The following is a 25,666-nucleotide window of genomic DNA, read 5'->3' on the forward strand; positions in this document are numbered from 1 at the left end:
GCAGCGCGCCTCACTTCGCGTTCCTCACCGCGGCGGCGATGTCGTCGACATCCTCGGCGCGGATATCGCCGACATGCTGGAGGACGATCGTGCCCGCGCCATCGACCACGAAGCTTTCGGGCACCCCTGACGACCCCAGCGCCACCTGTACCGCGCTGCGCTGGTCGTCGCCGATCCGCTCGTACGGGTCGCCGTTGCGGCGCAGGAACCCCAAAAGGTCCTCGCGCGTGTCGCGAATCGCGATGCCCTCGATCGGCACCCCCATCGCCTTCAACCGCATCAGTTGCGGCGCTTCCGCGATGCACGGCACGCACCAGCTCGCGAAGACGTTGACGAGATGCGGCCGACCCGCAGTCAGCGTCGCGGTGGCGAGTCCGGGTTTGCCGGGGACCATCCCGGGCAGGGTAAAATTGGGGATCGGCTTGCCGATCATCGCGGAACGCACGGTGCGGTCGGCGGGCCGGAACAGCCCCGCCGCGACCACCGCGAACAGCAGCGCGAATACCGCGAGCGGCAGCCACAGCATCCAGCGCTTCATGCCGCGGCCCATCGCGCGTCTTCCTCGCGTCGTGCGGTCCGCGCCGCGCGTCGCCACCGCCCTAGCAATGCCAACGCGCCCCCCAACGCGATCAGCGCGCCGCCGAACCAGATCAGCGTCACGAACGGCTTCCACCACAGCCGCAGCTGCCAGCGACCCTGATCGTCGGGCTGGCCGAGCACGGTATAGAGCTGCCCGTCCCACCGCGTCGCGATCGCGCTTTCGTTGGTCGTCGTCACCGGGTTGGCGAAATAGCGCGATTGCGGGCGGAGCACGATCGTCTGATCGCCGCGCGTCGCGGTCAATTGCGCCTCGAGCGCGGAATAATTCTCACCGACGACGGGCTTGATCCCGTCGAGGACGACGCTGAACGGCCCCGCCTTGACCGGTTCACCCACCCGCGCCGCGACGAGCGTTTCGGTCGTGAACGCGCTGTCCGATGCCATCCCCGCCAGGCTCACCGCGATCCCGAGATGCGCCACGACCATGCCATAGGTGAACAGCGGGGTGCGGCGCAGGTTGCGACCCCACAGGGGCGCGACGCTCGCGATGGCGAGCCCCGCGGCGAGCGACAGCCCGAGGAGCGGCAGGATGCCGATCGACGCGAAGACGACAAGCCCCGCCGCGACGAAGCATGCCACCGCGATCGGCCACATCATCCGCGCCGCGACCGCCTGCCCGTCGTCGCGCCGCCAGCGCAGCAGCGGACCCGCGCCCATCACCGCGACGAGGATCAACGCGATCGGACCGACCGTCTTGTCGAAGAATGGCGCGCCTACCGACAACTGGACGCCAAACCCCGCTGCGACGATCGGGTAGAGCGTGCCGATCAGAACGACGCCCAGGATGACCGACAGCAACAGGTTGTTCGCCACCAGCGCGCCCTCGCGACTGAAGAGCTCGAAGCTATTGCCCGCGCGCACCGTCCCGACGCGGGCCGCGAACAGCGCGAGCGCTCCGCCGATGTAGATCGCCAGCAGCACCAGGATGAACGCGCCGCGCTTGGGATCGACCGCGAAGGCGTGGACGCTGGTCAGGATGCCCGATCGGACCAGGAAGGTCCCGATCATCGACATCGAAAACGCGACCACCGCGAGCATCACCGTCCACGCGCGCAGCCCATCGCGGGTCGCGAGCACCGTCACCGAATGGAGCAGCGCGGTCGCCGCGAGCCATGGCATCAGCGAGGCGTTCTCGACCGGGTCCCAGAACCACCAGCCGCCCCAGCCGAGTTCGTAATACGCCCAATACGACCCTGCGGTGATGCCGAGCGTCAGGAATATCCACGCGCCCAGCACCCACGGCCGCATCGCGCGCGCAAAGGCGGGGCCGACATCGCGCGTGATCAGCGCGCCGACCGCGAAGCTGAATGCGACGGAGATACCGACATAGCCGATGTAGAGCGTCGGCGGATGGAACGCCAAGCCGGGATCCTGAAGCAGCGGATTGAGCCCCAGCCCGTCGGCGGGAGCGGGGCTGATCCGGTCGAACGGATTCGAGGAAAAAAGGAGGAAGGCGTAGAAGCCGAGCGCGATTCCCGCCTGTGCGCCGAGCGTCGCGATCAGTGTTCGTTCGGGCAGGCGGCGTTCGAGGATCGCGACCGCGCCGCCCGCAAGCCCCAGGATCGTGACCCAGAGCAGCATCGACCCCTCGTGGTTTCCCCACGCGCCCGCGAACTTGTAGAGCCAGGGTTTCGCCGAATGGCTGTTCTCGACGACCAGCTTCACGCTCATGTCCGAATTCAGGAACACCCCGATCAGCATCGCCATCGCCACGGCTATCATCAGCCCCTGGACGATCGCAATCGGACGCACAGCCGTCAGGATCTCGGTGTTGACGTCCTGGTGTTCACGCCCTTCGACAAGCTCAGCGCGAACGGTGGTGGGCGCGGCTGCGTCCTGCTCTTCCGTTCGTGCTGAGCCTGTCGAAGCACGTGGCCCACCGCTGGCCGCGCGCAATCCCAACGCCGCCATCACCAGTTGCAACGCGGCGAGCGCGGCGGCGAACCATAGCGCGGCGAGGCCAGCCTCGGCCATCATCGCACGAGCGTCTTGGTTTCGTGCATCGCGCCCGCAACCTCTGGTGGCATGTATTTCTCGTCGTGCTTGGCGAGCAAATTGGTTGCGGTGAAGCTGCGATCGGCGTTGAAATGCCCCTCGGCGACGACGCCCGATTTTTCGCGGAACAGGTCGGGGACGATTCCGGCGAAGGTGACCGAGGTGGTACCCTTGCCGTCGGTGACGACGAAGTGGACGGTGACGCCATCGGCGGCCCGTGCGACGCTGTTCGCGGCGACCATCCCGCCCAATCGCACCGCCTTGCCGGGGGGCGGACCGTCGCGCAAAGCATCAGAAGGCGAATAGAAGAACGCCGCCTGATCCTTCAACGCCGACAGCGCAAGCAGTCCCGCCGCGACCACCGCCGCGAGCGCAAGCAGGGCCAGCGTGAGGCGTTGATGCTTCGCCTTCATTTCTCCGCGCGCCGCATCGCGCGATAGCTGACCAGCGCCACGACCGCGCCGCCGCCGAGCGTTACGACGTAGGCCGCAACGACGAAGGGCCAGGGATTCATGCGGACACCGTCACGATCGCGCCATCCGCGCCATCCGCGCCTCGGCCTTCGCGGTCGCCAGCATCGCGCGCATCCGCATCAGCACGACGCCGATAAAGAACAAGGTAAATCCCGCCAGCATGATCGGCAGCGGCCACAGGATCGCGCGGTCGATCGTCGACGAGGTCAGGCCGATGCTCGGCCCCTGGTGCAGCGTGTTCCACCACACCACCGAATAGCGGATGATCGGCAGCAGCACGCTGCCCGCAATCCCGAAAATCGCTGGAATCCGTCCGTCGCCACCGCGATCCGCATCGGCGCGCGCCAGCGCGATATAGCCGCAATAGACGAAGAACAGCAGCAGCATGCTCGTCAACCGCCCGTCCCATTGCCACCACGTCCCCCAGGTCGGTCGGCCCCAGATCGATCCGCTGACGAGACAGATCGCGGCGAACAGCGCGCCGGGCAGCGCGATCGCGCGCGCGGCGACCTCCGCCAGCGGATGCCGCCAAACGAGGAACGCGATGCTCGCGATCGCGATGCCGCTCCATCCGCCCATGCCGAGCCAGGCCGCGGGAACATGGACGTAGAGGATGCGGACGCTGTCGCCCTGCAGATAGTCGGGCGGGGTCTGCGTCAGTCCCGCCCAGCAGCCCAGCGCGATCAGCGCGATACCCACCCACGTCAGCGCGCCCGTCAGGGGGCGAGCGATCTTCAGGAACCGGGTCGGATTGGCAAGGGCATGGAGAGCAGGCACGGTAGCGACGCGATACGGTGATTCTCGGCGCAGGTCACGCGCGAAGACCGTTCAGGATCTCCCGATCAACCGCCGCGCGATGCTATCGGCAACCTCCGCGGCAGGTGCACCGGTACGATCGCTTTCATCCCACACCTCATTGAGTCGGGAGGGAATCTTGGCGATTCGCGTCATCACCTCGGCCTCGTCGCCTTGCCCTAGATATTCGAGCCCAACGTTGATGATTCCGCCCGCGTTGATGACGTAATCGGGGGCATAGAGGATCCCGCGCTCGTGGAGCCGCGCATAATCCGCGCGGGTCGCGAGCTGGTTGTTCGCGCCACCCGCGACGACCTTGGCGGTCAGCGTCGGGATCGTCGCCTCGGTCAGGATTGCGCCCAACGCGTTGGGGCTGAAGATATCCGCCTCGACGCCCAGGATCGCGCCCGCGGCGACAGTCTCGCCGCCGAGCTCCGCCGCCAGCGCCGATGCGCGCGCGGCATCGACGTCGGCGAGCGTCAGCTTCGCGCCGTCCTTTGCGAGCAATTTGGCAAGGCCGCCACCGACCGAGCCAACGCCCTGGATCGCGACGTGGACGCCCGTCATGTCATCGCTGCCCAGCGCGCGCTTCGCGGCCGCCTTGACCCCCAGATACACGCCGTGCGCGGTGTACGGGCCGGGGTCGCCCCCCGCCGCACCGCTCGCGACCGGCAGGCCGGAAACATATTTGGTCTCGCCCGCGATCACCTTCATCCGCGCTTCGGACATGCCGACATCTTCGGCCGTTACGTACTGGCCGCCGAGCGATTCGACCGCACGGCCGAATGCCTGCAGCTGTTCGGTCGTGATCGTATCGCCCTGCTTGGCGGCCAGGATCACGCCCTTGCCGCCGCCGAGGTCGAGCCCCGCCATCGCGTTCTTGAAACTCATGCCGCGCGACAGGCGCAGCGCATCGGTGATGGCACGCCCGCTATCGGCATAATGCCAGAAGCGCGCGCCCCCCGCGGCAGGCCCAAGCGCGGTGGAATGGATCGCGATGATCGCCTGGAGGCCCGACGCCGGGTCCGTGAACAGGTGAACGCCTTCGTGGTCGTCGAAGTCGGGGAAACCCCAGCCGTTGGCCATGTAATCTCTCGTTGGGCGAGTATTGGGGGAAGAAAATGGGGCGACCGACGGGACTTGAACCCGCAACATCCGGCATCACAAGCCGACGCTCTAACCAATTGAACTACGATCGCCGTGGAGAGCAGCGCCCCTAGCGGGCGCGCGCTCGTGTCGTCAAGGCTATCAGAAGCGCCCCTCGACCGAAAGCTGGTACCCGCTCCCCGCTGCGACGAACCCCAGCGCGGTCAACGCCTGCGCCGCAGCGGGATCGCCGGGCACCAACGCCAGCGCGGCATTATACGTCCCCGCCCCCGTTACGCGCAGCGTGATCGTCTCGTTGCCCGATTGGCTCGCCAGCGGCAGCAGCAGCGCGCCATTGTCGCAGCGCGCATTGCCCGAAACCTCGGCGGGCAGCGGGATCCCAGCGACGTCGCCGCCCAGCGCGGCGATCACCCGCCCCTCTGCGTCGGTGCACCGATCCCCGACGAACGTCACCGTCACCGCATCGAGCGTCAATTGCGTCACCGGCAGCGGTGCGAACGCGCGCCCCGTCGGCAGCACGCCCGACAGTTGATCGACCCCGCGGCGGGTTCGGCTCGATACCAGCGCACCATGGAGTGGGCCCTCGACGCCGCTGCCGCGCCCGTCCACCGCGACGCGGGCACGCCCGACCAGCAGCGATAGCGGCGACACGCTCGCCTTCAGCGATCCCAGCGCGACATCGCCGAACATCGCATCACGGATCGTCCCGTCCCAGATGCTGCCGGTGACGCGCCGCGCGGTGAATCCTTCCTCGCCCAGCCCTGCCCAGCCGAGCGCCAGCCGCATCGGCAGGAACGCGACCAAGCCGATCAGCAACAGCCCGGCGAACAACACCGCGGGCCGCGTCCGCAGGCGCAGCCGCGTCATGTCGCGCGCGCCTTTAGGACCAGGTCGGCACCGACACTCTTGTCGCCATTGTCGCGCAGCGTCGCCGCATCGATCAGGATGCCGCGCACTTCGAGCCCTGCGAGCCACCCCGACAGCGCACCGGGTCGTGCCGACTGGATCGTCAAATGCACCCGCCCCGCCCCCTGTTCATCCAGCGTCGCGATGGCCAGCCCGGCCTGATCGGCGGCAGCACGGACGGTATCGGCAAGGCTCGCGGTCAACGCGGGCCGCCGCCCGTTTGCCTTGATCGAATCGACCTCGCCGCGCGTCGTCGCGAGCCGCACCACCGCATCGTCGTACCTCGCTTGCGACGTCTCGAGCCCATCGCGAACGGGCAAGATGATCCCCGCCCAGAGGATCGTGACGACGAGGAGCGCGGCCATCGCCAGCAACAATCGCCGTTCGCGCAGCGATCGCGCCATGAACCAAGTGCGCAGGCCGCTCATGATCGCGTCACCGTCATTTCCCCCGACACGCGCCCGTTCGCGGCGCTGAAGACGCTCGCGGTGACGTCGAACCCGGCAGCTTCCAGCGCGCGCTTGAAATCGGTCGGCAGCGATTCGCGCGCCGCGGTGACCGACAGGCGCAGCGATCCGTTGGGCGAAAAGTCGATTCCCGTCAGCTCGACCCCGGGGACCGTCCGCACCACCGCATAGACCGCCGCCGCGGTCGCTGTGAAGCCCGCGCCCGGCCCGCGTATGTCGGACAGGCGCTCGGCGAGCTGGCGATCGACATCCGCCACGGTCTCGCCGCGGCGCAGCCCGGTCGCGCCCAGCGCATCCGCCCGCGCGGCGACCGCGTCCGCGCCGAAACGATATTGCGCGATACGGACCAGATCGATCGTCAGCGTCACGAGCAGGATCGCCGCGGCCAGCATCGCCAGCCGCCGGATCAACGCCCAATCGAGCGCCATCCGCCGCCGTCGCGCGAACATCCCCTGGCGCAGATCGAGCGACGGAGTCGCCGCATTCGCGATCAGCGCGGCGGTCAGCGCGTTCCGATCGAGGTCGGTCGGCTCCACCCCGCCGGTGACGAGTTCGGTCAGCCGCGCCTCGTCGGCAAACCCCATCGCGGGGCCGCGCACCACGCCCTCGCCAGCGGGGCGGGCGCGGATATAGCCGTCGTCGGGGCGCGGCAGCAGCATCGGCGCCGGGATCATCGCAACCGGATCGACCCCCGCCGCCGCGAGGCTCGCGAGCCATTCGCGCATCGATCCCGCGGCGACGACCCCGATCGGCCGATTCGCCGCGCGCTCGTCACCGACCGCGACATGGAGCTCGCCGAGCGGCGTCGCGCTCGCCTCCGCCACCACCAGCCGCGCCGCCGCGATCGCCTGCGCGGTCGATCGATCGGGCAGTTCGGCCCAATGGAGCGTCACCGCGTCGGCGGGCGTGATCGCGATGACGGGCACGTCGACGTCGATCGCGGGCACACCCTCCCCCTCGCCGGTGACAGCGCCATCGGCGAGCGCGATCCAGCGATAGGGGCGCGGGCCGGAAGGGAGGAAGAGCAGCAACGTCATGTCTGCTCACCCCATTGCCGCGATACGAGCCGCGCGGGAAGCCGCGTCGCATCGATCAGCGCATGTTCCCTCAATTGCGTCCCGTTCAGATTGACGTCGATGGTCAGCGCGAACCAGCCCGACGTCACTGACAATTGTCCGTCTCCCCCCGTGTCTGGCACGATCCCGCTCGCCCCATTGAGAAAGATCGCGACGCTGGGATAGCCATCAGGAGGTCGCCGCACGAGCATCGTCTGCGCCTGCGCGACGCTCATCGTGTCGGGATAAAGCATTGCGACCAGAGCCGCCTTCTCAGGCTGGAGCGTGTTGACGTTGATCCGCGACAATTCCGCCTTGGGCTTGGTACAGACATAGGGGCGCAGCGTCGCATAGATATCGGGCGTTACGCCGTCGATCGCACGCAACTCGCTGGGGTCGGCCATGAGCGTGCCCGCGGTGCGATACGGCGTCGGCTTGGCGATATAAGTGCCGTCCTCCGCGCCCGACGGTTGCTGATTCTGATCGGTGTCGATCCAGTCGGCGGTGCTCGCCGCGATTCGGTCGGCGGACCCGGCGGGGATCTGGATCAGCCGCATCAGCCGCGCGAACTCGACGCGCGCGGTGGGATAGGTCGTATAAACGCCCGGCGCCGATTCGCTCACCAGCCCGTTGAGGTTGAAGCAATTCCCACCATCGGTGACGCGCGCGATCGCGGTCCCGCCACCCGGCAGCGGCAGCCCGAACGGCGCCCCGCTCCACCCGCCCGCCAGCGTCACGCGGGTATTGTCCTTGCCGAGCAGGTTGCTGATCCGCGTCACCGCCAGCGCCTCGGCCGCCTCGGCGTAGCCCCGCGCCTGCGCTCCGGCGGCGGCATTCCCCGCGAGCCGCGTCGACAGTCGCAGCCGTTCGAGCGCGGTCCCCGCCAGCACCGCGATCACCGCAACGAGCAGCAGCACCGTCAGCAACGCCGCGCCGCGTTCGCGCGCCGGCACGGCGGATTTACGGGGCTGCATTCGCCGCCCCTGGCACCGGTGGGGGTGCATAACCCGTGCCGATCAGCATCATCGCGCGATAGCCCTGCCCACCCTTCCGCGCGATCGACAGTTCGACCGCTTCTGGCAAGGGCGCGCCCTGCGACCCATCCCACCGGTCGCTCCACGCGCCCTTGAACCGATACCGCGCCGACACCCGGTCGACATTAGTAAGCAAGGCGGTGGCGGGAAGCGGCGCGGCCCCGTCGACCATCGGATACGCGATCCGCTGGAGCACCCCGCCCTCGACGCGATACGCCACCTTCTGCAGGCTCGCGCGCGGCGCAGCATCGATGTTGCTCCACCCGGCGCGGACGAAGCGCATCTGGCCATCGCTAGTGCCGGTGAACGCGGGTTGCACCGTGCCACCTTCGTCGCGCGCGGCGCGCATCGTCGCCTGCCCCAGATCGCCCGACATCAGCGCGAGCGTGCGGTTAAGCGCCGACACATCGTCGAACTTCGCCCCCGTGGTCTGCTGCGCGCGCACGCTCAGCGACAGGATCGCCACCCCCGCCGCCGCCAGCATCCCAAAGATCAGCAGCGATACCATCACCTCGACAAGCGTGAAGCCCGCCTCGTCGGCGCGAACTCCCGGGCCGACGCCAAGTGGCGCGCCGGTCATGTCGCCGTCGCCGCCGCATTGGTGGCGGGCGCAATCGCGGGGTCGGGCTCGCGATCGGGGGGACGGACCATCGTCGCGCGCCCGTCGACGTTGCCCGACGGTCCGCGCACCGCGACCTCGATCCGCACGATCGCGGGGTTGCCGGTCGGATAGACCCCGCGCTGCCATGTCCAGCTGCGCCCGGCGTTCACCTCGATCCCGCTGCTCATCCCCAGCGTCGGCACCCGCCCCTCGCTCACCGCGTCGACCGCGACGTTGCGCGCGACCAGGTTGGCGACGAGGGTTTCGTCGAGGATCGACGCCCCACGCGCGGTCGCGGTCTCGAGCCGGATCAACGCGAGCACCGCCAGGCTGAACACCGCGAGCGCGACCATGATCTCGATCAGCGTAAAACCGTGTTCGGCGGCGCACCGCAAGCCGCGCCGATCAGCCGACGACACGAACGGTTCCATCGGCGTCGATCTGGACGTCCGCGCGCGCCCCGCTCCGCCGCAGCGAGACGGTCGCGGCTCGATCCGCAAGCCCGGTTTCGTCGAACGTCACGCGGGTGCGACCCCCGGCATCGCCGATCGTGGCGCTCGTTCCCTCGGTCCACTGGGTGACCCGTAACGGCTTTTCCGCGATCGGCACCCAGCTCCCCGCCAGCCGCCGGTCGAAGCCATAGCCGCCGCCCGTCACCCACAGACTGACGGGGTGCGCCTCGACGATCGCGGTGTCGTGCGCACCCTTGACGCGCAGCGCGAACCGCGCGGCCTCGTCGGTCACCCGCCCACGCGGATCGGGCATCGCCCACATCACCACTGCCGATGCGAGCCCGATAATCGTCACGACGACCATCAGCTCGACGAGGGTGAAGCCTCGCTCCCCGACGGCGCGCGCGGCGGCGTTACTGCCAGTTGCCGATGTCGGCATCGATCCCCTCGCCGCCTTCCTTGCCGTCGGCGCCGAAGGTCCACACGTCCGCTTCGCCATGCTGGCCCGGCGCGGCATAGAGATAGGGTTTGCCCCACGGATCGTTGGGCAGCTTCTTGAGATACCCGCCGCGCTGATAGCGCGAGGGATCGGCCAGCCCCGCCGGCGCGGTGACGAGCGCGTTGATCCCCTGCGCCGTCGTCGGATAGCTGAGGTTCTGAAGCTTGTAGAGTTCGAGCCCGCCCTCGATCTGCGCGATATCCGCCTTCGCCTTCTCGATCCGCGCCTTGTCGCCCGACGGCAGCACGTTGATCGCGACGATCGTCGCGAGCAGGCCGATGATGACGATCACGACCATCAGTTCCACGAGGGTAAAGCCGTCTTCCCCGCGCTCCCCCTGCTCCGTTCGCCCTGAGCTTGTCGAAGGGCGCTTGCGGGTTACGTGTTTCGACAAGCTCAGCACGATCGGGAAGGGGGTCGGGGAATGACGCATAAAACCTCTCAAGTGCCCGCCAGCGTGTTGAGCTGGAGGATCGGCAACAAGATCGCGAGCACGATCGTCGCGACGATCCCGCCCATCACGACGATGATAGCAGGTTCGAGCAGCGATAGCGCGGTCGCGGTGAAACGATCGAACTCGCGTTCGAGATAGTCGGCAGCGCGTTCGAGCATCTCGTCGAGCCGTCCCGCCGCCTCGCCCGATGCGGCAAGATACGTCAGCAGCGGGGGAAAGACGCCTGCACGGCGCATCGCGGCGGACAGGCTGCCACCGCCGCGAATATTGGTGACGATCTCGTCGGAGGCGAGCTTGAGGCGGCGGTTGTGGATCGTGCTCGCGGTCAGCGTCAGCCCTTCGAGCAGCGGCAGGCGGCTGGCGACCATCGTCCCCAATGTCCGCGCCATCCGTGCCGCATGGAGATCGCGGAGCAGGCGCCCGAGCAGTGGAATGCGGAGCAGCCAGCTGTCGAACGCGAGCCGCAGCGTTTCGTCCTTGAGCACGCGCCACCCGATGAAGGCCGCACCCCCGATCACGAGCAGCATCACCCACCAATAACCGACGAGGAAATCGGACAGCGCAATCACGATCCGCGTCAGTAGCGGCAGTTGCTGCCCGACGTTGTCGAATTGTTCGACGACCTGCGGCACGACGAACATCATCAGCGCGGTGACGACGCCCAGGGCGACGATCGCAAGGATGGTCGGATAGGCGAGCGCGGTGATCAGCTTGCCGCGGATTTCGGCCTGGCGTTCGAGCAGCGCGGCGAGCCGATCGAGGATCGTCGGCAGCGTTCCCGAACTCTCGCCCGCCGCCACCATCGCGCGATAGAGCGGCGGGAAGCTCTTGGGTGCCCGCGCCATCGAATCGGCGAGCCGCCGCCCTTCGACGACCCCCGCGTGGACCTGCGCCACGATCGCGCGGACGCGCTCGTCTTCGGTCTGGCGGGTGATCGTGCGCAGGCTCTCCTCGAGCGGAGAGACCCGGTTGAGCGTCGCCAGCTGGCGGGTAAACAGCGTCAGGTTCTTGCCCGAAATCTTGGGCGCCCCGAGCGTGAGCTCGAACAGCGGACGACCCTTGGTGGCGGGCGCGGACCCTGGCTCGATCCGGACGACGTAGAGCTTCTTCGCATCGAGCGAGGCGCGCGCGACGTCGATGTCCGCCGCAGCGAGATGGCCCCGCCGCTCCGCGCCACGCGTGTCGATCGCGATATAGTCGAAGTCGGCCACGCCCTTAATCCTCCCCCGCCAAGGGGAGGTGGCAGCCGTCAGGCTGACGGAGGGGGAGGATACGGGGCGAAAGCGATCCGCCGCCCGCCCCCTCCGAGCCGCTGGCGCGGCCCACCTCCCCCCGACGGGGGAGGATCGATTCGACGTCACCCACCCACCGCCTCCACCACCGGATCGGTCGCGTCGCGGCGCGACACGCGAACCGCTTCGGCGGCGGTGGTCATGCCGGCACGCACCAGCGCGCGCGCCGCATCGGCCAGGCTCGGTGAGTTGCGGAACGCATGATGCGCGATCGACGCTTCGTCGCCGCCTTCGTTGATCAGACGGCGGATCGTTTCGTCGATCCGGATCGCCTCGAACACCCCGATCCGCCCCTTGTAGCCGGTATGCCCGCACTGGTCGCACCCGACCGGCTCGAACACCGTTTCGCCCGCGTCGATCCCCATCATCGTCGCGACGCTTGGCGGCGCAGGCACCGGCTGGCGGCACACCTCGCACAATCGCCGTACCAGCCGCTGCGCGATCACCGCGCGCAACGTCGAGGCGAGCAGGAACGGCTCGACCTTCATGTCGCGCATTCGCGTGATCGCGCCGATCGCGTCGTTGGTGTGAACCGTCGAGAGCACCAGATGCCCGGTCAACGACGCTTGCACCGCGATCTCCGCGGTCTCGCGATCGCGGATTTCGCCGACCATGACGACATCGGGGTCCTGCCGCAGGATCGCGCGCAAGCCCGCCGCGAAGGTCAGCCCGACCTTCGGATTAACCTGGGTCTGTCCCACCCCATCGACCGCATATTCGACCGGGTCCTCGACCGTCAGAATATTGCGGCTGCCGTCGTTGAGTAACCGGAGCGCGGCATATAGCGTCGTCGTCTTGCCCGACCCGGTCGGCCCGGTGACAAGGATGATGCCATTGGGTTCGGTCAGCGCGCCGGTCAGCAGCGCGTACATCGCGGGATCGAGCCCGAGCGCGGGCAGATCGATCCCCGCATTCTCCTTGTCGAGGATCCGCAGCACCACGCGCTCGCCCGCCCGCGACGGCAGCGTCGAGACGCGCACGTCGAGCAGCTTGCCGCCGAGCGTCAGCCCCATCCGCCCGTCCTGCGGCACGCGGCGCTCGGCGATGTCGAGCCGCGCCATCACCTTGACGCGGCTGACGACGACGGGCGCGACATGCGGCGGCATCCGCAACGTTTCGCGCAGCACGCCGTCGATCCGCATCCGAACGACGAGTCCCGACTCATACGGCTCGATATGGATGTCGGACACGCCGTTGCGCGCGGCATCGGCGATGATCCCGTTGATCAGCCGGATCGCGGGGGCATCGTCGGCGGTGTCGAGCAGATCCTCGGCGGTCGGCAGGTCGCCCGCGAGGCTGTCGAGTTCGTCGCCCATCCCGACCGCGGCGAGCGCGTTGGCCTGCCCATCCATCGCGTAATTGTCGCTCAACAACCGGTCGAACGCGGCGGGTTCAACGAAGCTGACGTCGAACGGTCGTCCCAGATAGCGCCGGAGTTCGATCAGCACCGTGGGCTCCGCGCCCTCACGCATCGCGACGGTCAGATGGGTGTCAGCGTCCGAATGTTCGACCACGACGCCGAACCGGCGCGCGAACGCATAGGGGATCGTGACCGCTCCCATCGGCATCTCGGTCGCGGCGGCGGGATCGGGAACGAGTCCCTCGACATGTTCCCCGACGATCGCGCCGCTGGCAAGGTCGATCACCTCGTCGACAACGATCTCGCCGCCGGTCTCGACGTCGTTGCCGCGGCGGATGATCACCGCCGGTTCTCCGGGCGGATCACGCTCGTCGTGTTGCGTTCGATCGGCACCCCAATCCGCGGATCTTCGATATTGCCGGGCACGGGGGCCGACGGGATCGGAGCCGCCGCGGCCATATAGTCGCGCACCAACTGGTCGATCGATGGTTCCTCGTTGGGCGACTGCAGCCCCTGCTGGAGGCGGAGGTAACCATAGCGTTGTTCGGTCAGCTTCTCGCTGTCCTCCGCATTGCGCAGGATCGTCGGGCGGATGAAGATCATCAAATTCGTCTTGGTGCGCTGCTTCGCCTTCGATTTGAACAGATTGCCGATCACCGGGATATCACCGAGAAACGGAATCTTCTCGATCGTGCGGCGCTCGTCGTCGCTGAGCAAGCCGCTGATCACCGCGATCTGGCCGTCGTCGACGGTTCGCGTCGTTTCGACCTCGCGCTTGTTGAGAATCAGGTCGCTGTTGTCGCTCGACACCGGTCCCGCGATGGAACTGACTTCCAATCGCAGGTTCAGCTTGACGGTTCCGCTCGAATTCACCTGTGGCCGCACCGTCAGCTCGATCCCGACATTCTCGCGCTGCGTCGTGCGAAACGCGTTGTCGAAATTGGACGACAGCGCCTGCCCCGTCGTAATCGGGATTTCCTGCCCGACCAGGCTGTGCGCCTCCTGATTGTCGAGCGTGACGAGATGCGGCACCTGGAGCAGATTGGAGGTCGTGTCGCTCTTCACCGCGTTGATGATCGCGCCGAAGATCGTGTTGCCGATCTTGCCGCCAAACCCCCCGAGCCCTCCCGACGCCCCCAGGATCGAGGTGATCGCGGATTGCGCCAGTTGATTGCTTACCGTCGTATCGGTCCCGGTGACGACGTTCTGGCCGTTGATCGTGGTCGTCGTCGTCGCGATCGACCGCGCGCCGATCGCGCCTGCGATCTGGAGGATGTTCGGCGCCGAATTCTGGAACGTCGACGCCGCGAACGCGCCGCCGCTGGGGTTGGCAAGCAGGAACTGAGCCCCCAGCCGGTTGACCGTGGCGTCGGAAACTTCGGCGACAATCGCTTCGACCAGCACCTGTTCGCGGCGCGTATCGAGCTGCTGGATCACCGCCGTCAGCTGGCGCTGGATGTCGGCGGGTGCGGCGATCACGATCGCGTTCGCCCCCAGGAAGCGCGTCACGACCGCGGCGGTGCGCCCACCCTGGGTGGTAATCGCTGGCTGCCCGGCACCGCTACCTCTCGCCTGCCCCGCGGGTGCCTGTTGCTGGACGACCGGCGCGGGAGTCGTGCCGCTACCGTTGGCGGTCGCTCCGAACCTCGATCGCGACAGCTGGTTTTGTTGCGGCATATCGGGGGTCTGCCCGACGAGTTGCTGGAGCACCGGCAGCAGCTGTTCGGCGTCGGCATTCTCGAGGAATACCACCTTGATCTCGGTGCCGTTGCGCGCCTTTTGGTCTAGATCGAGCGCGACCTGCGCCAGCCGCGCGACGCTGGGAGCATCCCCGCGGATCACGATCGAGTTGGAACTCTCGACCGCGACGACGCTCGCCCCCGGCCCGCTCGCCGCCGCGCCCTGCGCGCCGCCCGCGGGCGCGCTGCTCGCCCCCAGCCCCGACAGCGCGGCTGCAATTTCGCGCGCATTGGCATTCTTCAGGGTGACGACGCGGGTCGCTGCGCTGTCATTGTCGATTCGCGCCAGCACCTGGCGGATCCGCCGGATATTGTCCGCGAAATCGACGATGACCAGGCTGTTGCCCGCGCGGTTGGCGGTGACCGAGCCTTGCGCGCTGACCAGCGGTCGGACGGTGTCGAGCGCGCTTTGGGCGTCGATCGATCGCAAGCGGACGATCTCGGTCACATAGCTGTTGCGGTTTGCGCCCGCAATTCCGACCCGGCTGGGCTGCGACACCGCGTTGTCGATCGGCTGGACCCGCAGCGCGCCATTGCCGGTCGGCACCGCGACGAGCCCATTGGCGCGCAGCGTCGAAAGGAATATCTCGAAATATTCCGATCGGCTGAGCGGATGATCGGTGACCACGGTCACCTTACCCTGGACGCGATTGTCGATGATGAAGGTCCGCCCCGTCACCTTCGCGGCATCCGCGATGAACGCGCGAATGTCGGCGTCGCGGACGTTCAGCGTCGTCTGCGCCATTGCCGCCACCGGCAACTGGGCGACGAGCGCGAACGCCAGACCGGGGACGAGGGCGCGCGCGATCAAGAACTTGGACATGATGCTCATTTCGGTGGTGCGATGGTTATGGCGAGCGGCAGCGTCTGACTACCCCGTTCGACGGTCACGGGAATATTCCCGCCTTGGGCGAAATCGGTCTCGATCCGATCGAGGTCGCCGGGTCCGGTCACGGGTCGACCGCCGATCGAGGTCACGACATCGCCCTCCTGGAACCCCGCTGCGCGGAACGCGGCACCCGATCCCTGGGGCCGGACGACCAGCCCGCTGATTCGACCCGCATCGATCCGCGCGATAAAGCCGATCTGGCTCTTCAACTGGCCGATCTGGATCGCGCCGCGATCCGCCGGTGAGGTGGGAACGGTCGCCGCGCCTCCCGGTGGCGCCATGGCCTCGGGCGACGCCGGGGTGCCGCTGGTGGTGGGCATGAACAGATCCTCATCGAGGCCGCCGCGCGCGATCGTGACATGATCGAACGCGACCGCTTTCAGCACGACGCCGGGCTGGATCTCCTCGCCGACCGCGACGCTCGTCTGGACCCCGTCCGGCCCCGCGACGATCGCCGATCCGGGTAGCGCGCCGCTTTCGACGCGAATGCCGAACAGCGTGAGCGCCAAGGTCGACGCCGCGCCCGGCGGTCGATCGGCATCCAGGCGGAAGAAGGGGTCGAACCCGGCCAGGATCTCGGCCGGGTTGCCCGGCACGATCAACGCGGGGGGGCGCCAGTCGCCGAGCGGCGCGATCGGCGTCACGATCGTCCACACCAGGCGCGAGGCCTGCGCCGCCAGCGCTGCGATCAGCACCAGTTCGGTCAGGCTATAGACGTTGACGACGGGCAGTCGCCGCAAGATGCGGCGCGCGCGTGCGTCGAATTTCAACTGCATGGCGATTCCTGATCCCGCGTGCCTGCGCCTACGCATGGCATGTTACAATCCTGCGTCAATCGCTCGCGGTGCGGTGCAGCGCCTCGGGGCTGGCGCCGAGACACCCGATCGCGATAGACCAGACGACATGACCGCGAACGATACCGATATGCCGAAGCTTGGCAGCGGCCTCGATGCCGCACCCGTCGTCGATCACATCATGACCCAGCCTGGCGTCCAAAAGGCCGCCGGCGCGAAACTGACCTTGTTTCTCAAGCGCGGCTTCCTCGCCCCCGAGCTGTGCGCGACGATCATCGACCGGATCGACGCGGTGCGCCGCCCTTCGACGATCGCGGACAGCAATGGCGATGCGGCCTACCGGACGAGTGAGACCGGCGATCTCGCCCCCGACGATCCCGCGGTGATCGCGGTCGAACGCGCGCTCGCCGCGTTCACCGGCCTTGCGCCCGAATTCGGCGAGCCGCTCCAGGGCCAGCGCTATGCGGTCGGGCAGGAATTCAAGCCGCACACCGATTATTTCGAGCCCGGCAATGCCGATTACGACCGCTATTGCAGTGTCGCGGGCAACCGCACCTGGACGGTGATGGTCTATCTCAACCAACCCGAAGCAGGCGGGGCCACCCGGTTCAAGGCGATCGACCGGATCGTCCAGCCCGAAACCGGCAAGCTGCTCGCTTGGAACAACCGCCGCCCGGACCAGTCGTTGAACCCCGCCACGCTCCACCATGGGATGAAGGTGCGCAGCGGGGTCAAATACGTAATCACCAAATGGTATCGCGAGCGGCCGTGGGGATGACCCGTCGCGCGCGCCTCCTACCCAACGACGATCAGAAGTTTACCGCTACCCCCAGCGTCGCGGTCGTGCCGACGTTGTAGAGGTTGTAATAGATGCGGTTGTCGCCGCTCTGCTGATATTCCTGATATTTGGTCCCGGTGATGTTGCGCACCTCGAACTTGATTTCGGCGGGCACGCCCTCGAACTCCACGCCTTCGCGCGCGATGAAATCGAGGTGAAATCCGGGCTGTTCGCGAATGTCGGGCTGGCCCGACGGCCCGCGCCGCGTCGTCCGCATGCTCGCATAGGATAGCAGCAGCGTCTGCTGCGACAGGTTATCCTGATCCTCCAGCCCCAGCTCGATATTGGCAATGTGGTTCGACTGGCCGGTCAACGGCGTGCCGTCACGGAACAGCTGGTTGGCCAGCGTCACCGACAGCGGGAACGCCGCCACCGGATCGTCGGGGCCGACTTTGATCCGCGAATGGGTGTAGGTGTAGTTAGCGACGACCACCGCCCGGCGCGACGCGAAGAACTCGCCCGGTAACGACGACAGGTCGAAATATTTCTGGGTTTCGACCTCCGCGCCATACAGGTTCGCGCGCGGCGCGTTGGCGAAGCTGGTGGTGACGTTGTTGCCGTCGAAGCTGGCATAGGTTTCGATTGGATGATCGATCCGCTTGAAGAACCCGGCAAGCGAGATGCGCTGGTCGCGCGCGAAATAATATTCGTAGCGCGCCTCCGCATTATAGAGCTGGCTGTCGGTCAGCTGCGGGTTACCGCGGAACGATGCGTTGGTTTCCGGATCATAATAGGTCTGGAACACCAGCTCGCGAAACTGCGGGCGCGCGATCGTCTTCGATCCGCTGAGCCGGAACTGCATTTCGGGGTTGAGCTGATAGGTCAGCGTCAGCGCCGGCAGGAAATAGTCGCGGTTCAGGTTCGTCGCGGGCGGTAGCGTGGGATTGACCGTGAACACCTGGATCGGCGCCACGGTCTGTTTGGCGGTCTCGTAGCGGACCCCGCCGTTGACGCTCAGCGCATCGGTGATCTGCGCCTGGAACTGCGCATAGCCCGCGTGATTGCGCAGCTTTGCCCGGTACGAAGGATTGCCGCCCTCGTTATTGACCAGGCCGATGCCGAACGCGTTGATGACCGAGGATTGCAGCAGAAAGTCGGGACGGAACAGCGAGACGCCGAGCGGCACGTTGCTGTTGCCCTGAAACAGGAACGATCGCCGATCGGTCCGGCGATTCGTGTCCGAATAGGCATAGCCGAAGGTCAGCGTCAGGTCGGGGAACAATTTGTAGCTCAGATCCGCACCGCCCGACCACAAATCCTCGTTCAGTTTCGAAAACGCGATCGACGCGGTGCCGGCGTTGCCGCCGACGTTGAGCGTATCGAGGAAATACTGGCCATAAGGGTCGGCGGATTTGTTGCTGCGCGCATAGGTGAAGCTGATCTCATCGGGCGCGTCACGCTGCGAATTCGCGTACCCGCCGCGCACGTCGAGCGACAGCGCGTCGCTCAGGTGGAATTCCCCAACCAATTGGCCATCGATCAGCTGCCGCGCGAACCAGACCGAATCCTGTTCGAGGAAGCTGACGCCGGGGCTGTCCGAATTCAGGCTGCCCAGCCCGAGCCGGGCCTGTTTCAGCGTATCGCGGATGTACAGGCCGGTGGCGCGGACCTTGTTGCGCCCGAATTCCGCGGACAGCCCGAGCAAGCCGTTGACGACGATCCGGTCGTCGGTGACGACGCGACGGAAATCGCGGTTGGTCGACGACAGGTCGAGCGCGTTCGCGGTCTGCTGGATGATGTCGCGGGTACGCCACTTGTTGCTATACCCTGCGGTCGCGATCACGCCGAGCGTCGCGCCGCCGGCATCGAAGGACGCGCCCCCGCTAAGCAGCGCTGCGGCGTTCGCGGGGATCTGATTGTTGCGCTGGATGAGCGAATTGTTGCCGGTGATCAGCTGGCTGGCGATCGCCTGCTGATCGACCCCCGGATCGCTGATCCGCTTGCCGCTGTCGAAGAACGACTGCAGCAGCGGCGGAACCCGGCGGACGCCATTGCCGAATCCGGTCCAGTCGCTCTTGGTGCCGTAATAGGTGTAGCCTAGCCGACCGGTCGTTTCGGTATCGATTCCGAAGCTGCCGCCCACCGACAGAAACGGCTCCTTGGGGGCCGACTTGGTCGTGAGGTTGATGAGACCGCCGCCGAATTCGCCGGGAAAGTTCACCGAATAGCTTTTCTGGACCAGCGAGGATGCGATGATGCTGCTCGGGAACAGATCGAGCGGCACGACGCGGCGCAGCGGTTCGGGACTGGGCAAGGGCGAACCGTTGAGCAGCGCCGAGGAATAACGATCGCCGAGGCCCCGCACGTAGACGAAGCCGTTGCCCACGACGCTAAGGCCGGTAATGCGCCCGAGCGCGCCGGCGATGTCGCCTTCGCCGGTCCGCGCGATGTCGGCGCTGGACAGGATCGACACGACCTGTGCGGTCGAGCGCGCGACGTTGGTATTGCGCTGACCGACGACGACGATGTCGCCGCCACCGCCCGGAATTGAGACATCGGGCACTTCCTGCTCTTCGATCGTCGTTTCCGCCGGGGTCGTGATCTGACCCGGCGTCACGGTCTGGGCACCGGCCTGAACCTGATCGCCGGTCGGCGGCACCGGGCTCGATGAACTACTCTGCGCTACCGCGACCGATGGCACCATCAGCGCCGATGACAACAGCAACAGGCTCGCGACCTGGGACAGCCTGGACATATCAACCCCCTTGTTCATTCCGACAGGGGCGGCGCGCTGCATGTCGCAACGCCCCGCCCCCGTTCATTCACCGTCGATCAGGCCGTCGGGAGCGTGGTGCAGGCACCGCTGTTCCCGGTACCGAAACCGGCCGACGCGCTGTTGCAGGTCCAGCCCTGGTACCAGGTGTCGGACGCATCCTTGACCGCGCCGATATAGGTCGTCTTGTCGAAAAACCCGGCCGGCGTGATCAGATTGCCGTTGATGGTCCGGCCATTGAATTGCGTCGCGTCATAGGCAGGAACGGCGGCTTCGTTGGCGCCGTCGACATAGAGGTTGGTCAGCGTCGAGGTGAAGCTCGCATTGGTGTTGGAGGTCGAGCCCGACCGCGTGAACAGCGCCATCACGTCGGCATCGGTCGGACCGTTCGACCCGATAAAAGTCCGGGTCGCGCAGCCGCTGAACGCCACCGAGAAGAACTGCGGCGCGCCGACTTCGTCGATCGCCGGGTTCGCGGTGGTCGATGCGGTCTGCGCCCGGCTGACGTTCAGGCAGGGGTTGGAGACGGTGTTGACCAGGACGCCATTGGCGAGCGTGTAGTCGGTACCGCCACGCAACAGGATCGAGGCGGCATCGGAGTTGCCGGCGACGCGGTCGATGAAGGTGAAGTTGGAGACGGTGGTGTTCTGGCGCGGGTTGTCGCCATCGACCCCATTGTCCGAATCGGCTTCGATGATCGAATCCGCCAGCTGTGGCGTGGCGTTCAATCGCTGCGCCACGATCACATATTGGAAGTTGCCCTTGAGCCCGGTGTCGGTGTCGAGGTTGTCGTCTTCCGCGCCGACCGAGATGTAATATTTCATGTTGACGTGGCCACCGAAGAATTCGGCGCCGTCGTCCGAGCTGTTGTACGACATGATGTGGTCGAGCACGGTGCCACTGCCGACGCCCTGCGTGGTCAGCGACTGGAGTTCGCTGTTGGCGGACAGGATATAGCCCGAATAGCGGATCTGGACGTAGCTCAACTGCCCGCTGTTATCGGTGTTGGTGGCGCCACCATAGAGCGCGGGGTCGACCGCGCCTTCGGTCTGCCGCTCGCAGGCGACGGTCCCCGGCGTCGCCGTCGGTGCTGCGCAATCGGTGATCTGCGCGCGCCCCGACAGCACGATGCCACCCCACTGACCCGAAGAGCTATCGGTGGTCGACCCTTCGGCATTCGCGCGACTGGTGAAGATGATCGGCTGCGTCTTGCTGCCGACCGCCATGATCTTGTTGCCGCGGTTGATGTTGATCCACGTCGGGCCATTGTCGGCGATGACGGTGACGCCCGGCTGGATGGTCAGCGTGACGCTCGGCTCGCCGGACTTGGGCGTCGGCCCCTGGTCGGTGCCGACGTCGACGCGCGACGCCAGATTGTAGAGCACCCCGGTCACCTTCGGCAGGATTGAGCTGGTGTTGATCCGCGCGGGCAGCGCGCAGACCCGATAGGTGCCGGTCGTCCCCGTCAGGATGCCGCGATCGGTCAGGCCCTGCGAATCGCCGATCACGGGGCAGGCCGAGGCTGCGGTCACCAGCGGGGCGGAGGGAGTCGGCGTCGCCGTCGGCGTCGGCGTCGGCGTCGGCGCGGGATTGTTGGTGACGATGCTGACGTTGCCGCCCGCACCCGGCGAGGCGATGTCGGTCGCGCCACAGGCGCTCAGGATCATGGCAGAAGCACTCGCCATCAGAACGTTACGCAGAATTTTCATCGTCGGCCCCCTTGCAAGATCGATCCGCGGTGCGAATCGTCGGCTGAATTTCGACCGACGGCGCGCTTATCGCCGAACGGTTCGATAGGCCGGGTAGGCTGGCCACATGATAGTTTGATGACACCCCCGCCACAAAACGAGCGATCGATGCTAGGAAAGGAGAAATTATAGGCTTTGTAGCAAATCCGTAACTGAACGGTCATCGTTTCGACCGTGAGTTATACTTCAAACTGTCACATCTCTTCAATGTGCCGTGCGGATGTCGACGCCCCAGATGGTCCAGTCGCGGTCACCGGTATCCGCCGAGTCGGGGTCGATCGAGCGCCGGAGCATGACCGGCCCTTGCTGGTCGAGGATCTTGCCGGTCTTGGCCTGTTTGGCGTGAACGGTCGTGCCGATATTCACATATTGCATGCCGTCGGCGACATGGACGTCGGTCGGTTCGCCGACCGTCGGTTCATACATCGCATAGGGCGCAAAGATCGCGGCGAAAGCCTTGGCATCGCCGCCGCTATCGGCGCCGCCGTGGCCCCACAGTTTGCGCGCCCCGGCATAGTCATGGTGCTCGATCAGATCGAAATAACGCACGACCACCGACCGTGCTTCACGCGCGCTCGCCGACGTGCTGGCCTCGGGACCGCGCACATTCGAACTGGCGACGGTCGCCGCGTTCGCGCCCTGGTCCGACCCGGAATGGCTCCGCGAGCAGGCGGCGGTCGCCAACAGGGCGAAGAGGATCGAACGGCGCATGATGGGATCTCCGATGCTGTCGGGGAGCGGCCTCTATAGAATCGCGGCGTCCCGACAAGCGCTTTGCGCGCGCCATCGGATCGGACAATGGCCGATCGATAATAACCGATCGGATAATGGTGGGCGCGACAGGGATTGAACCTGTGACCCCACCCGTGTGAAGGGTGTGCTCTACCGCTGAGCTACGCGCCCGCATCGCCATTGGAGCGGCGTCGGAAGCGGGCCTCTACGCAAGCCCGCCAGACCTGTCCACCCCCGGCGCACCGGGGGTGGTGGTTCTCAGTTGACCGCGTCCTTCAGGCCTTTGCCGGCCTTGAACTTGGGCTGGGTCGATGCCTTGATCGTCATCGGTTCGCCGGTCCGCGGATTGCGGCCGGTGGATGCCTTGCGCTTGGATACCGAAAAGGTGCCGAACCCGACCAGGCGGACTTCGTCGCCCTTCTTCAGGCTCGCGGAGATTGCGTCGAACACCGATTCGACCGCCTTGGACGCATCGCTCTTGGCGAGCCCCGAATGATCCGCGACGGTCGCGATCAGTTCCTGTTTATTCATGTAGTCTTCCCCCGTTTTCGATACGCTATGAGCCAGAGAATCGTCGCAAAGCCGAAACCGGCAATAAGGCGTGGGCACGCCGACGAGTCAAACAAAACTACCGTCCACAAATGAAACGGATCGCCGCCCCGCCCCGATCACGCGCCCCGATCAGTGATGCAATTCGCCGCCGACCGGCGGGATCTGCGGGGGCGGCAACGCGGCGAGTTCGTCCGCGTCGGTCCAGTCGATCGCCTCGAGCGGTTTGGTCAGCGCCAGCCGCAGCACTTCGTCGACATGGCTGACCGGAATGATCTTCAGCCCGTCCTTGATGTTCTGCGGAATCTCGGCGAGATCCTTCTCGTTCTCCGCGGGGATCAGTACCGTTTCGATCCCCCCGCGCAACGCCGCGAGCAGCTTTTCCTTGAGCCCGCCGATCGGCAACACCCGGCCGCGCAGCGTCACCTCGCCGGTCATCGCGATCTCGCGGCGAATCGGCACCCCGGTCAGCGTCGAGACGATCGAGGTGACCATGCCGACACCCGCCGACGGGCCGTCCTTGGGCACCGCGCCTTCGGGCAGATGGATGTGGATGTCCTTGCGCGCGAACAGGCTCGGCTTGATGCCGTAACTCGGCGCGCGCGCCTTGACGAAGCTGAACGCGGTCTCGATCGATTCCTTCATGACATCGCCGAGCTTGCCGGTGAGCTTGGCCTGGCCCTTGCCCGCGACGGTGACGCTCTCGATCGTCAGCAACTCGCCGCCGACTTCGGTCCACGCAAGCCCGGTGACCGCGCCGATCTGATCCTCGGTTTCGGAAAGGCCATGGCGGTATTTCTGCACGCCCGCATATTCGCCGATATTTTCTGGCGTGATCGTGACGCTCGTCTTCTTCCCCTCTAGGATCTGGCGCAGCGCCTTGCGGCACAGCTTGGCGATCTCGCGCTCGAGCGTGCGGACCCCGGCCTCGCGGGTGTACATCTGGATCAGCGCGCGCAGCCCCTCTTGCGTCAGCGTGAACTCGCCGTCCTTCAAACCGTGCGCCTCGATCTGCTTGGCGAGCAGGTGGCGCTCGGCGATCTCGACCTTTTCGTCCTCGGTATAGCCTTCGAGGCGGATTATCTCCATCCGGTCGAGCAGCGCCTGGGGCAGGTTGAGCGTGTTCGCGGTGGTCACGAACATCACGTCGCTGAGGTCGATGTCGATCTCGAGATAATGATCCTGGAACTTCGAATTCTGTTCGGGATCGAGCACTTCCAACAGCGCCGACGCGGGGTCGCCGCGGAAATCCTGACCGAGCTTGTCGATCTCGTCGAGCAGGAACAGCGGATTGCTCGCCCCCGCCTTCTTGAGATTGGTAACGATCTTGCCTGGCAGCGAGCCGATATAGGTCCGCCGATGCCCGCGGATCTCCGCCTCGTCGCGAACGCCGCCGAGCGACTGGCGGATGAACTCCCGCCCGGTCGCCTTGGCGATGCTCTTGCCCAGCGACGTCTTGCCGACGCCGGGAGGGCCGACGAGGCACAGGATCGGCCCCTTCAACTTGTTGGTCCGCGCCTGGACGCCGAGATACTCGATGATCCGGTCCTTGACCTTTTCAAGCGCATAATGATCCTCGTCGAGCACCGCCTGCGCCGCTGCGATATCCTTCTTGATCTTCGATTTCTTGCCCCACGGCAGCCCGAGCAACACGTCGAGATAATTGCGCACGACGGTCGCCTCGGCGCTCATCGGCGCCATCGTCTTCAGTTTCTTTAGCTCGGCGGTCGCCTTGCTGCGCGCTTCCTTCGACAGCTTCAGCGTCGCGATCTTCTGCGTCAGCTCGGCGATTTCGTCGCCATCGCCTTCCTCGCCCTCGTTGCCGAGTTCGCGCTGGATCGCCTTGAGCTGTTCATTGAGATAATATTCGCGCTGGGTCTTTTCCATCTGGCGTTTGACCCGGCTCTTGATCTTCTTCTCGACCTGCAGGACGCCGAGTTCGCCCTCCATCAGAGCATAGGCCATCTCGAGCCTCTTGGCGGGATCGGTCTCGACCAGCAGCGCCTGTTTGTCGGCGACCTTGACCTGGATATTCGCCATGACCGCGTCGCTCAGCTTCGCCGCCTCGACGAGTTCCGATAGCTGTACCGCAGTTTCCGACGGCAGCTTGCGATTGAGTTTCGCGTAATTTTCGAACTGCGACACAACCGATCGCATCAGCGCCTCGACCTCGGTGCCCTCGGCCGCGGCGTCGTCGATCATCTCGATCGTCGCGGTCAGGAAATCGCCCGATTCGGTCAACTCGTCGAGTCGCCCGCGTGCGACCCCTTCGACGAGCACGCGCACGGTGCCGTCGGGCAGCTTGAGCAGCTGCAACACCGTCGCGGTGACGCCGACCTCATAGAGATCCTCGCGCGCGGGATCGTCCTCGGCGGGGTCGAGCTGCGCGACGAGGAAGATTTCCTTGTCCGCCGCCATCGCGGCTTCGAGCGCGGCGACCGATTTGTCGCGCCCCACGAACAGCGGCACGATCATGTGCGGAAAGACGACGATGTCACGAAGCGGAAGAACGGGATAGCTAGTCATGGATACTCCGGCGGGGCGCGGAACCGGGCACCCCTTCGCTGCCATATA

At 66.5% G+C, this 25,666-nt stretch carries 23 protein-coding genes and 2 tRNA genes; 1 reads left to right on the top strand and 24 read right to left on the bottom strand.

Annotated elements, in window-relative coordinates:
* Nucleotides 1-10: 10 nt before the first annotated feature.
* The 18 genes from EAH84_RS09520 to EAH84_RS09605 all read right to left on the bottom strand — a co-directional run bounded on the left by EAH84_RS09520 (nt 11) and on the right by EAH84_RS09605 (nt 16,494).
* Nucleotides 11-538 carry a DsbE family thiol:disulfide interchange protein gene (locus tag EAH84_RS09520; RefSeq protein ID WP_140871191.1) on the bottom strand — a complete coding sequence of 176 codons (528 nt, stop codon included), beginning with the start codon at nt 536-538 and terminating at the stop codon, nt 11-13.
* The gene (locus tag EAH84_RS09525) at nt 535-2,577 is read right to left on the bottom strand and encodes a heme lyase CcmF/NrfE family subunit (protein WP_140871194.1); all 2,043 of its coding nucleotides are present in this window, start codon (nt 2,575-2,577) and stop codon (nt 535-537) included. The genes EAH84_RS09520 and EAH84_RS09525 overlap by 4 nt, the downstream gene beginning before the upstream one ends.
* Nucleotides 2,574-3,008: a cytochrome c maturation protein CcmE gene (gene ccmE, locus EAH84_RS09530; RefSeq protein ID WP_140871197.1), complete on the bottom strand. Its 435-nt coding sequence runs from the start codon at nt 3,006-3,008 to the stop codon at nt 2,574-2,576. The genes EAH84_RS09525 and ccmE overlap by 4 nt, the downstream gene beginning before the upstream one ends.
* Nucleotides 3,009-3,119: 111 nt before the next feature.
* Entirely contained in the window at nt 3,120-3,845 is a 726-nt protein-coding gene (gene ccmC / locus EAH84_RS09535) for a heme ABC transporter permease CcmC (RefSeq protein WP_140871200.1), read from the bottom strand.
* Nucleotides 3,846-3,896: 51 nt separating this feature from the next.
* On the bottom strand, nt 3,897-4,949 hold the full coding sequence (locus tag EAH84_RS09540; protein WP_140871203.1) for a Leu/Phe/Val dehydrogenase: 1,053 nt from the start codon (nt 4,947-4,949) through the stop codon (nt 3,897-3,899).
* A 36-nt stretch (nt 4,950-4,985) separates the two neighbouring features.
* A tRNA-His gene (locus tag EAH84_RS09545) sits at nt 4,986-5,062 on the bottom strand.
* 49 nt (nt 5,063-5,111) lie between these two features.
* The gene (gspN, locus tag EAH84_RS09550; RefSeq protein WP_140871205.1) at nt 5,112-5,837 is read right to left on the bottom strand and encodes a type II secretion system protein N; all 726 of its coding nucleotides are present in this window, start codon (nt 5,835-5,837) and stop codon (nt 5,112-5,114) included.
* Nucleotides 5,834-6,304: a type II secretion system protein GspM gene (gene gspM / locus EAH84_RS09555; protein WP_140871208.1), complete on the bottom strand. Its 471-nt coding sequence runs from the start codon at nt 6,302-6,304 to the stop codon at nt 5,834-5,836. The genes gspN and gspM overlap by 4 nt, the downstream gene beginning before the upstream one ends.
* Complete coding sequence (gspL, locus tag EAH84_RS09560; RefSeq protein WP_140871211.1) at nt 6,301-7,380, bottom strand: type II secretion system protein GspL; 1,080 nt, start codon at nt 7,378-7,380, stop codon at nt 6,301-6,303. The genes gspM and gspL overlap by 4 nt, the downstream gene beginning before the upstream one ends.
* Nucleotides 7,377-8,372 carry a type II secretion system minor pseudopilin GspK gene (gene gspK, locus EAH84_RS09565; protein WP_194150378.1) on the bottom strand — a complete coding sequence of 332 codons (996 nt, stop codon included), beginning with the start codon at nt 8,370-8,372 and terminating at the stop codon, nt 7,377-7,379. Before gspK ends, gspL begins: the two co-directional genes overlap by 4 nt.
* Complete coding sequence (gene gspJ / locus EAH84_RS09570; protein WP_140871214.1) at nt 8,359-9,012, bottom strand: type II secretion system minor pseudopilin GspJ; 654 nt, start codon at nt 9,010-9,012, stop codon at nt 8,359-8,361. Before gspJ ends, gspK begins: the two co-directional genes overlap by 14 nt.
* Nucleotides 9,009-9,452 (bottom strand): type II secretion system minor pseudopilin GspI, encoded by a 444-nt coding sequence (gene gspI / locus EAH84_RS09575; protein WP_277753727.1) that lies wholly within the window; start codon nt 9,450-9,452, stop codon nt 9,009-9,011. Before gspI ends, gspJ begins: the two co-directional genes overlap by 4 nt.
* A complete protein-coding gene (locus tag EAH84_RS09580; protein ID WP_140871220.1) occupies nt 9,439-9,924 on the bottom strand; it encodes a GspH/FimT family pseudopilin in 486 nt (161 codons plus the stop codon). The genes gspI and EAH84_RS09580 overlap by 14 nt, the downstream gene beginning before the upstream one ends.
* Nucleotides 9,899-10,417, bottom strand: a complete 519-nt coding sequence (gspG, locus tag EAH84_RS09585) for a type II secretion system major pseudopilin GspG (RefSeq protein WP_140871223.1) — start codon at nt 10,415-10,417, stop codon at nt 9,899-9,901. Before gspG ends, EAH84_RS09580 begins: the two co-directional genes overlap by 26 nt.
* An 8-nt stretch (nt 10,418-10,425) precedes the next feature.
* Entirely contained in the window at nt 10,426-11,649 is a 1,224-nt protein-coding gene (gspF, locus tag EAH84_RS09590; protein ID WP_140871226.1) for a type II secretion system inner membrane protein GspF, read from the bottom strand.
* A gap of 146 nt (nt 11,650-11,795) precedes the next feature.
* A complete protein-coding gene (locus EAH84_RS09595; RefSeq protein WP_194150381.1) occupies nt 11,796-13,292 on the bottom strand; it encodes an ATPase, T2SS/T4P/T4SS family in 1,497 nt (498 codons plus the stop codon).
* A gap of 137 nt (nt 13,293-13,429) precedes the next feature.
* Nucleotides 13,430-15,652 (bottom strand): type II secretion system secretin GspD, encoded by a 2,223-nt coding sequence (gspD, locus tag EAH84_RS09600; protein WP_140871229.1) that lies wholly within the window; start codon nt 15,650-15,652, stop codon nt 13,430-13,432.
* A 5-nt stretch (nt 15,653-15,657) separates the two neighbouring features.
* Nucleotides 15,658-16,494 (bottom strand): type II secretion system protein N, encoded by an 837-nt coding sequence (locus EAH84_RS09605; RefSeq protein ID WP_140871231.1) that lies wholly within the window; start codon nt 16,492-16,494, stop codon nt 15,658-15,660.
* Between the two features lie 127 nt (nt 16,495-16,621).
* On the opposite strand from EAH84_RS09605, the gene EAH84_RS09610 reads away from it, so the two are divergent.
* On the top strand, nt 16,622-17,290 hold the full coding sequence (locus EAH84_RS09610; RefSeq protein ID WP_140871234.1) for a prolyl hydroxylase family protein: 669 nt from the start codon (nt 16,622-16,624) through the stop codon (nt 17,288-17,290).
* Between the two features lie 31 nt (nt 17,291-17,321).
* On the opposite strand, the gene EAH84_RS09615 is transcribed toward EAH84_RS09610, so the two are convergent.
* The 6 genes from EAH84_RS09615 to lon all read right to left on the bottom strand — a co-directional run bounded on the left by EAH84_RS09615 (nt 17,322) and on the right by lon (nt 25,618).
* Nucleotides 17,322-20,045, bottom strand: a complete 2,724-nt coding sequence (locus EAH84_RS09615) for a TonB-dependent receptor domain-containing protein (RefSeq protein ID WP_140871237.1) — start codon at nt 20,043-20,045, stop codon at nt 17,322-17,324.
* Between the two features lie 77 nt (nt 20,046-20,122).
* Nucleotides 20,123-21,772 carry a hypothetical protein gene (locus EAH84_RS09620; protein WP_140871240.1) on the bottom strand — a complete coding sequence of 550 codons (1,650 nt, stop codon included), beginning with the start codon at nt 21,770-21,772 and terminating at the stop codon, nt 20,123-20,125.
* A gap of 243 nt (nt 21,773-22,015) precedes the next feature.
* Nucleotides 22,016-22,522: a hypothetical protein gene (locus EAH84_RS09625; RefSeq protein ID WP_140871243.1), complete on the bottom strand. Its 507-nt coding sequence runs from the start codon at nt 22,520-22,522 to the stop codon at nt 22,016-22,018.
* Nucleotides 22,523-22,639: 117 nt separating this feature from the next.
* Nucleotides 22,640-22,714 (bottom strand) — tRNA-Val (locus EAH84_RS09630).
* Between the two features lie 87 nt (nt 22,715-22,801).
* Nucleotides 22,802-23,074 carry an HU family DNA-binding protein gene (locus EAH84_RS09635; protein ID WP_140871246.1) on the bottom strand — a complete coding sequence of 91 codons (273 nt, stop codon included), beginning with the start codon at nt 23,072-23,074 and terminating at the stop codon, nt 22,802-22,804.
* A gap of 150 nt (nt 23,075-23,224) precedes the next feature.
* Nucleotides 23,225-25,618, bottom strand: coding sequence for an endopeptidase La (gene lon / locus EAH84_RS09640; protein ID WP_140871249.1), 2,394 nt, complete (start codon nt 25,616-25,618; stop codon nt 23,225-23,227).
* Between the last annotated feature and the right edge of the window lie 48 nt (nt 25,619-25,666).

The sequence above is a fragment of the Sphingomonas oligophenolica genome (genome assembly GCF_006438955.1).
Taxonomy (GTDB): Bacteria; Pseudomonadota; Alphaproteobacteria; order Sphingomonadales; family Sphingomonadaceae; genus Sphingomonas; species Sphingomonas oligophenolica_A.

Coding starts and splice junctions, on each gene's coding strand:
- EAH84_RS09520 (WP_140871191.1), bottom strand. CDS start 538: ATGAAGCGCTGGATGCTGTGGCTGCCGCTCGCGGTATTCGCGCTGCTG.
- EAH84_RS09525 (WP_140871194.1), bottom strand. CDS start 2,577: ATGATGGCCGAGGCTGGCCTCGCCGCGCTATGGTTCGCCGCCGCGCTC.
- ccmE (WP_140871197.1), bottom strand. CDS start 3,008: ATGAAGGCGAAGCATCAACGCCTCACGCTGGCCCTGCTTGCGCTCGCG.
- EAH84_RS09540 (WP_140871203.1), bottom strand. CDS start 4,949: ATGGCCAACGGCTGGGGTTTCCCCGACTTCGACGACCACGAAGGCGTT.
- gspN (WP_140871205.1), bottom strand. CDS start 5,837: ATGACGCGGCTGCGCCTGCGGACGCGGCCCGCGGTGTTGTTCGCCGGG.
- gspM (WP_140871208.1), bottom strand. CDS start 6,304: ATGAGCGGCCTGCGCACTTGGTTCATGGCGCGATCGCTGCGCGAACGG.
- gspL (WP_140871211.1), bottom strand. CDS start 7,380: ATGACGTTGCTGCTCTTCCTCCCTTCCGGCCCGCGCCCCTATCGCTGG.
- gspK (WP_194150378.1), bottom strand. CDS start 8,372: ATGCAGCCCCGTAAATCCGCCGTGCCGGCGCGCGAACGCGGCGCGGCG.
- gspJ (WP_140871214.1), bottom strand. CDS start 9,012: ATGACCGGCGCGCCACTTGGCGTCGGCCCGGGAGTTCGCGCCGACGAG.
- EAH84_RS09580 (WP_140871220.1), bottom strand. CDS start 9,924: ATGCCGACATCGGCAACTGGCAGTAACGCCGCCGCGCGCGCCGTCGGG.
- gspG (WP_140871223.1), bottom strand. CDS start 10,417: ATGCGTCATTCCCCGACCCCCTTCCCGATCGTGCTGAGCTTGTCGAAA.
- EAH84_RS09595 (WP_194150381.1), bottom strand. CDS start 13,292: ATGGGAGCGGTCACGATCCCCTATGCGTTCGCGCGCCGGTTCGGCGTC.
- gspD (WP_140871229.1), bottom strand. CDS start 15,652: ATGTCCAAGTTCTTGATCGCGCGCGCCCTCGTCCCCGGTCTGGCGTTC.
- EAH84_RS09605 (WP_140871231.1), bottom strand. CDS start 16,494: ATGCAGTTGAAATTCGACGCACGCGCGCGCCGCATCTTGCGGCGACTG.
- EAH84_RS09610 (WP_140871234.1), top strand. CDS start 16,622: ATGACCGCGAACGATACCGATATGCCGAAGCTTGGCAGCGGCCTCGAT.
- EAH84_RS09615 (WP_140871237.1), bottom strand. CDS start 20,045: ATGTCCAGGCTGTCCCAGGTCGCGAGCCTGTTGCTGTTGTCATCGGCG.
- EAH84_RS09620 (WP_140871240.1), bottom strand. CDS start 21,772: ATGAAAATTCTGCGTAACGTTCTGATGGCGAGTGCTTCTGCCATGATC.
- EAH84_RS09625 (WP_140871243.1), bottom strand. CDS start 22,522: ATGCGCCGTTCGATCCTCTTCGCCCTGTTGGCGACCGCCGCCTGCTCG.
- EAH84_RS09635 (WP_140871246.1), bottom strand. CDS start 23,074: ATGAATAAACAGGAACTGATCGCGACCGTCGCGGATCATTCGGGGCTC.
- lon (WP_140871249.1), bottom strand. CDS start 25,618: ATGACTAGCTATCCCGTTCTTCCGCTTCGTGACATCGTCGTCTTTCCG.